An 8,040-nucleotide genomic window follows, 5' to 3' on the forward strand; every position below is an offset into this window, starting at 1 on the left:
CGGGTGGTGAGCTTGTGCAGGCCGTCACGGCGCAGGTTCGCCACCCGCGCATGCGCCCGGGCCACCTGCTGGCGGGCCCGTTCCCACCGCTGTGACGGCTGCTGGCCGGTACGCCGGTCCGGGCCGACGCGCCGGGACATCTGCCGGGCAAGGCGGCGCATCCGCTGGGCCGCCTCGTCCAGGTGCCTGGGGTTCGGCACGAGTTTGCCGGTGGACAAGACCGCCAGGTGGGTGATCCCCACATCCACGCCGACCACCGCCCGCGGGCGCGTCGGGGTGCGTTCGGCCCGCTCGACCTCAACGCAGAACGCGACATGCCACCGCCCGCCGTCACGGCGCACGGTCGCGGACAGGATCCGGGCCGTGCCCGCCTCGACACGGCGGGCGAGCTTGCGCGTCGACTCGTGGGTGCTCAGCCGGCCCAGCCGGGGCAGCACGACATGCTTGCGGTCCGGCTCCACCCGGATCGCACCGGTGGTAAACCGGACGCTGGGGGTGGCGCGACGGCGGGACTTGAACCGCGGAAATCCCACGCGCCGACCGGCGCGCTTGCCTGCCCGCGAGTCGGACCAGTTCTTCAAGCCGCGCGCCAGGTTGTCCAGGCCGGTGTTGTACGCCTCCTTGGAGCACTCAGCCCACCACGGCGCCACATCCGCCTTCGCCGCGTTCCACGCCTTGCGCAACGCGGCGAGATTCCACCCGACGGCCGGAGTCAGCAGTTCCTCCGGCGTGCCGTAGGTGCGTTCGGCGGCGCGCTGATCCATGACCGCCTTCACCCGGGCCAGGCCCCAGTTGTACGCCACCCTGGCCGCGCCCGCATGCGCCAGCACCGCCCGCTCCTGACACGGCGTCAAGTCCAGAGCGAACCGGTACGCCTGTAACACCTTCACGACGGCGGGTCCTGTGTGGTGACAACCTCGACCGCCCGGCGCACCCGATCCGCCCCAGCCCGACGGCCGTACAGACGCGCGCACAACGAGGTCAAAATCTCCGTGACGTCCCGAACCAGGTCGTCGTCAACCTCCGCCGGGTCGACCACCAACAACTTGCGCCCCTGCGCGGTCAACGCCGCCTCGACATACTCGGCACCGAAGCGGGCGAACCTGTCACGGTGTTCCACCACAATGGTCGTGACCGCCGGGTCTCGCAGCAGGGCGAGGAACTTCCTGCGCTGCCCATTCAGTACGGATCCGACCTCCGTCACCACCTGCGACACCGGCAGGTTCCGCCCGGTCACCCACGTCACGACCCGAGCGACCTGCCGGTCAAGCTCAGCACGCTGATCGGCGGACGAGACCCGGGCATACACCACCACCCGCCCGACGCCAGCCGAGACAGCAGGTAGCGGCTCACCCACCATGATGAGCCGACCCAGCCGGTAAGTAGGAACAGGCAACGTCCCAGCCGCGTACTGCCGCCGCGCCGTGACGTACGCGATGCCCTGAGACGCCGCCCACTCCTTCAAATTCACCCGATCACCATAGCGCGCGCAAGAACACTAAGGACTACTCGTTTGCGAGCAGTTGTTAACCCTCGCGAGCCGGGCCTGAGTGCTCAGTCGTCAACGGGGTGGCGGTCACTGGAATCGCCGACGTCTGCTCGCGCATGACATAGAGGGCCCTCTCCACGTCCACGAGCAGGGTGCCGTGTGGACCGTAGATGACAGCGGTGACGTCGTAGCGATACTGATGGAACGTCCGCTTCGCCTCCACGTTGCGCTCGTTGACCTCGCTCATCTCGGCCGCGTGGGCTTCGCCGTCCTCGCGATCGACACCGAGGCCGTCACCGTTCCAGCCGAGCTTCTTGATGCTGCCGGCGGGAGCGCCACCCTGCGGGCCGAACGAGAACTCCCAGCCCGAGGACGAGTCGCCCTTGTTGATCGGGCCCGCCTCGTTCTGCTGGTATCGCCGGGCCTTCTGCTCGAAGGCCAGCGGTCGGCCATCCTTGTCGACATAGATCTCGGCCCGCCGGATGTTCAGGCCGAGAGTGATGCCGGTGCCTGGAACCTGGTAGCGGTGTTCGAGCAGTGGCTCGAGGCGAGGTCGCAGCATCATCTCGGATGCGTGGTGCGCCATCAAGCGGTCGAAATCGCTGCCATCGTGCACGCCCGGCACTCTCCAGGCGCCGTCGGTGCTCAGGTCCAAGCCCTGACGCAGCCGCGGCGGTTGGGTGGTCAGCGCCGCCCAGCGTTCGAATTCCCGGGCCGCCCGGTTCAGCCGCCACGGATGGACGTTGCGGTCATTGATCAGGGCGTTGTTCAACGGAGGCGGGGTGGGGCCGGACCCCACCCATCGAGGTACCGGCCGGCCGGCGCCGGTCAGGGCCGGGGCCGGACCCAGCCCCTGCCAACTCCCCGGCTGTTCGGCCGTCGGCCGGGTCAGGTATCGCGGCACGATGAGCCGGACGTCCCCAGCGACTTGAATCTGCTCCTGCCAGCCGATCCCGGGGAGGTTGTGCCAGAGGTCGCGGACCGACCGTTCCAGGTGCGGCTGCCAGAGGCCGGCGAGCCAGGCGCCGCCGAACAGCACGTTGCGCGCTGAATCAAGCATGAACGTGACCGCTTGGGGCAGCTCCGTGGTCAGCGTCATCTCGATGGCGAAGTCCAACGGGTACTCGAACTCATGCGACTTCTTGGGTCCGGTCCGGAAGATGTCCTTGGACTCGGACTGCATGCCGCGTTCACTGGACTCCGAGCTCTCCTGCCCGTAGTCAGCATGCCCGCCGAGGACCCTGCCCTGATCGTTCCACGCGCCACGGCCGGAGAAGGTGACCTCCCCACCCCACGACCATCCGGAGGTGTCCGTGTTGGACTGGGCGTCGTGCGTCTCGCCACGCAGGGTGAGGCTGACCTGCTCTCGCGGGCGGTCGCTGGACGGCGCGGCGGACGGGGTGGCGCTGACCCGCACCCACAGGTATTGCGTGGTGTGGTAGGGCGTGGGCACGGGGAACCAGCCGTACACGCCCTGGCCGGACAATGGAAGGTACTGCGGCTCCAGGTTGCGGGAGGAGAATCGCTTCATCAGCGCGCGCCGCAGGTGGTCGGGGATACCCTCGCCGGAGGCGAACAGGCCACGCTGCCGCAACCGTTGCAGGATCGTGTCCAGCACGGCGTTGGCCCGCAACCGCTCGGGGTGCCCCACGGCGGGCAACAGCTCAGGGTCGATGATCTCGCGCGATGACGCCGAGTCCGGCGTCGGTGTCCGGGGACGGTCCAGCCCCAGATCCTCGGCCGCACGATCGGTCGCCAGGAGATCCACCGCGTCGTCGACGTCCAGATAGACGGGAGCGGTGGCCGTGGTCTCGCCGTCCTTGGTGCGCAGGGCGGTGACCTCGAAGACCACCCGGCCGTGATAGGCGTGGACGGCGTCGTTGTAGGTGGCCCGGGTGATGTCGATGGCGCCGTAGTCCTTGCCGTCCGAGCCGCCGAACGAAACCCCACCCTCGACGTAGAGGCCGCCGCCGACACGGCCGCGCTCGTGGGCCTTGTCCGAGTCGCCGCTGTCCGAGTCGCCTTTCTTCGTGGTCGTTGCGTGGTTGAGATACTGGCCCCCGACACCGGCCTTGCCGCCGAAGCTGAGCTCGTTGCTCGTCCCGGCAGCGTGACTGATCGCCGATTGCCGGTACTGCTCGAGTTCGACACCGTTCGCGCTGTCGATGCCGTCGCTGCTGTACTGGTATGCCAGACCCGCCGCGAAGAACCGCTCCCGGACCCGGATGACCTGCTGGTATCCGTCGTGGCCGGGCAGTTGCAGCTCCCACCCGTGCTCCTCGACCGCTTCCGGGAACCCACCGGCCAGTTCCGTGCTGGCCCCGAGATCGAAGATCGCGTCGGGCCAGTTCATCGGCTCGTTGAACCACTCGTTGGAGAGGCCGTTCAACTGCTGGTACAGCCGCGCCGCGGTGGCCGGCAGCTCGGGTACGTGCCGGAAGGCCGCATACAACCCGGCGCTGCCCTGGACGTCCAACGGCAGGTGCGGCGGTTGGTCAGCCGGCGCCCACGCGGCCTCGGGTCGCGGGTTCGGGCGGGTCACGCCCGCGCCGTCGAGCTGCGCCGGCGTAATGGCCCGCTCCTCGCCGGTGCGCGGATCACGCGGCACATGCTCGACCGGTACCGCGATGTGGGTCGCCACCTCGCCGCCGCTTTCAGCACCGATCAACCAGGTCTCGCGGGGTCCCCAGCCGCTGTCTGTCTGCTCGCGGATCATGACCTCGAACACCGTGCGGTAGCGATGGTCGACGACGTGTCCGTCGGTCTCGGTCCGGCGGTACTCCTGTACCACCTGGCTGAGCTCGTGCTCGTTTGCTCGCGCGTGCTTTGCCGTGACGCCGAGCCGCGGGAAGAACACCCTCCCCTGGTGTTCCGTCCCGCTCTCCGGCGCCTGCTCGTTCTGGTCGGACTGCTGGGTACTGCCCGACACCCGGCCACCCCACCGGCCGCTGAGGCTGCCCTCGGTCGACCGGGAACCCGACGTGGTGGCTCCGGTCAACGCGCGGGCATTGACCGTCATCGGGTATTCCGGACTGTCCAGCAGTTCCCTCCGGTGTTCGGTCACCATGACCTGGTACCGCTTGCGGCCGACCCGCACGGTGAACTTCTTTCCGGCCTGCGTCCGCGTCGGATCGGCCTCCATGGCGGCCCGACCCACCTTCGCCAGGATGGTGCGGCGCGCCACGGCGCCGATATCAACGCGCCCCGACTTCTGTCGCAGCACCGACTGCACCAGGTCGGCGACCTGTTCTGCCCCGGGCATGTTCGCCGCGATCCCCAGACCCTGGCCGCGCCGCATGGCCAGCGCCAGCGGCTCCCGGGGGGCCGGGCCGGCGAGGGGCACGTAGGAATGCCGCGCCTGCGGCGCCCAGGGCAGCGGCGGCGACAACCAGTTGCCGATGTCGCCTGCCGGTGCCGGAGCCGGTGGGGGGGCCGCGACGGCCGGCGTGATCAGCGCCCGCGGTCGCCCGGTGCCCGGCCCACCGAATTCAGGGGTGAAGACCGTCCCGAAGACGCTGCGCTCGAACTGCTGCGCCTCGCTCAACGGCACGCCCAGCTCCCCGGCCACCTGCCGGGTCACCGGTACCACCGAGGAATCGCCATACGTAGTCAACGTGACGTCGAACACCACCCGGTAACGAGCCTGGTCTTCCTTGCGGTTCAGCACCGTGTGGTTCAGGACCTTGCCGCCCACCTCCAGCGCGGACTCGCGTTCGGACTCGCCGCCGAAGCCGAACGAGAAGGCGCCGGTCGTCCTGCCGGCCGCCTCCTCCCGGCCACTCGGGTCGGTCGCCGCGTGGGTCAGTCCGAGAAGCGCCGCGTCCGCCGCAAGGCCGGTGCCGCTCGTACCCGACACCTCCTCCCCGGAGGTCGCGATCACCCCGAGGTCGTCCCGTACCGTGACGCCCTCGGTGATCTCCACCAGCTGCAACTCCCGTATGACCGCCCTCGTGGCGACGTAGCCGCGGAACCTGCCGACCGTGAGCCGCTCGTCGATCGTGTCCGTCATGTCCCCGTTCGACAGCATCCACCGGCTACGGTTGCGGGTCGTCCGCTCGTTGAGCAGTTGGCGGGTGACCTTCGCGGCGACGCCAGCCGCGGTGTCGGCCGGCAGGGCGGCCGCCAGTACCTGGTGCCAGCCGGTCACGAGTGGGGTCAGGTCGATCGCGTTGAGCACGTCGCGGGCCTGCGGCGTCGACCGCGCCGGCGGCTCGGGCGGCGACGGCGCGAGCTGAGCTGCCCGGTTCGGCGCAGCGCTGCCGTTGGCGTACAGGGTCGGCAGGGAGATGTCGAGGAGGCCGGTCTCGGCCGGCATTGACGGCCGTCCCCACTCGACGCCGTTCACGAAGACCTGGAACGACACCCCGCTGGTGAACGACGTCGACGCGGTCACGAACATCTTCCGGCCCCAGATGACCCGGGTCTCCTGGGACATCGCGTGTTGGCGATCGCCCTTGATCGACAGCGTGGGGAGTCCCGCGATCAACCTGGACGCGCGCCCGGTCGAGATGTCGAAGGTTTCCTCCAGCCCTCCGTCGGACTTCCGTCCGCTGGACACGGACGTGTCGTTGCCGACCTTGGTCGAACCGAAGGAGACTCCGAACACCCGCGGGCCGCCGGCATTGCCGGCGGGCGCCGGTCGCGGATCGTGCGGCACGGGACGGATCCACACCAGCCGGCCGCCCGCACTGAGCGTCTCTCCAGTGAACAGCGCCTGCTCCCAGCGCTCACGGTGTTCCTCGACGGCACGGGGGTCCCGCTGATCCGGCGTTGTCAGCAGCGTGTGCAGCGCCGCCGACACCCGCGAGCGGATGCCCGCCTCCTGGGTGGCGGTGCCCAGATCCAGCCGGTCGGTCGTGCCCATTTCGATGTCGTCGGCTCCCCCGGTGGGCCACCCTGACGGCAGGTCGTCCATCAACTGTGCAACGGTCTCCGTCACCTGCTGCGGCGTCAGGTGCCGCACCGCCGAGACGCTCAGCTCACCGAGGGCACCGTCGGCGAAGTACCACGGCGTCGCCGGCTCAGGCTCCCTGGCCTTCCCCTTGGCCGCCGCCCCAGTTGCGTTGGCCTGATCCCGCTCCTCGACCGCACGCTCCCAGACCGTACGCGCATCGGACGCCGCATTCCGGGCGCGGTCGAGCCGCCCCTGGGAGCGTGCGACGTTCCGCTCCAACCGGGTCCGTTCCGCCGTACGCGCCGCCGCGTCGACCGCGTCCGCCAGCTCGGCCTGACGCCACGTCTCCGCCTGCCGCTCCGCGTCGGCGTCCCGCCGCTCCGCCTCGACCCGCTCACGTTCATCCTCGACCGCACGCAGGTCGGCCCGCTGCCACTCGTCCTCCTGCCGCCGCGCGTCCTCGTCCGCCCGTACCCGATCGACCTCCGCCAGTTCGGCTTCCCGCCGGCCCTCCTCCCACCGCCGCTGCGCCTGCTCGGCCAACTGGTCGTCGGCGCGCTGCTCGTCCTGCCGAATCTTCGCCGCCTCCGCGGCCAGCTCGCGCTCCCGGGTGCGCCACTGTGCTGCCGCAGCGGCCGGCCGTTGCTGCTCCCGCTCCGCAGCCAGGTGCTCCTGCCCGGGGTCCTGATCCGCCAGCCGTCGCTGCGCCTCATCCGCCGCGGCCCGCGCCTCCTGCTCCTGGCGCCGTTGCTCCTGCCGGTCAGCCTCCGCCTGCGCGGCATCGCGCACCGCGTTCCGGACCGCCAGCGCCCGCTGTACGCCCTGCCACGTGTCCCACCGCTCCTGCTCGTCTCTCCGGGCCTGTTCGCGTGCCGCCGCCCGCTCGCGGGCCTCCTGACTCGCCACCAGACGCTGCGCCGCCCGCGTGGCTGCCTCCTGCCGGGCCACCTCCCGCTCGCCGGCCCGCTGGGCCGCGAGCTGCTCGGCAGCCTCCCGCGCCGCGTCCCGCTGCCGGATCCGCTCCGCCGCGCGGTCCGCCGCCGCTGCCCCGCCGGCCTGCAACGCCTGCAGGCCGTCCGTCCACTGCTGTACCGCCGTCCGCCAGTCCGCCTCCCGGGTGGCGGCGTCCTGCTCCAGCGCCTGTCGCCTCCGGTCAGCCACCCGCACGGCCCGCTCCAGCAACTGGTGCCCGCGCCGCTCCGCTGTTCCGCGCTGCCGTTCCAGCTCAGCAACCCGGTCCTGGGCCCTGGTGAGCCGCTCCCACGCCGCACGCTCCACCGCTTGCGCCTCATTACCACTGGCAGGCGTCTCATCGCCGCTGGTCGGGGTCTCATCGGCGCTGGTCGGGGTCTGCGTCACGCGCGCCGGTGGCACGGCCGCGCGGGCGTCGACCTGGCGCGCCAGGGCCTCCCGAGCGGTGGACAGCTCGCTCCGCGCTGCGGCGAGGTCACTCTCGACGGCAGCGGTCGTGTCCCGGATGCTGGCCAGTTCCCGGGTCAGCCGTTCGACCTCCGGCGGGTTCCCGACCGGCGTCGTTTCCACGTCGCCGCCCTTGCCGTCAATGCTGCTGCCCGTCGCGGGTGACGCGGGGCCGCTACCCCCGTCCACAGGGGCCAGATCCACGGCGTCGACCGAGCCATCCACGGAGCCGGCTTGG

General features: G+C 70.9%; 3 protein-coding genes. All 3 read right to left on the bottom strand.

Annotated elements, in window-relative coordinates; translation table 11 throughout:
* On the bottom strand, positions 1 to 830 hold an 830-nt coding region (gene tnpB, locus ACY34I_RS39655), incomplete at its 3' end, for an IS607 family element RNA-guided endonuclease TnpB (protein WP_462760579.1).
* 56 nt (positions 831 to 886) lie between these two features.
* Entirely contained in the window at positions 887 to 1,471 is a 585-nt protein-coding gene (locus ACY34I_RS39660) for an IS607 family transposase (RefSeq protein ID WP_462760581.1), read from the bottom strand.
* Positions 1,472 to 1,526: 55 nt separating this feature from the next.
* Positions 1,527 to 7,925: a coiled-coil domain-containing protein gene (locus ACY34I_RS39665; protein WP_462760583.1), complete on the bottom strand. Its 6,399-nt coding sequence runs from the start codon at positions 7,923 to 7,925 to the stop codon at positions 1,527 to 1,529.
* Between the last annotated feature and the right edge of the window lie 115 nt (positions 7,926 to 8,040).

Source organism: Micromonospora sp. RTBAU3-60, from assembly GCF_054963695.1.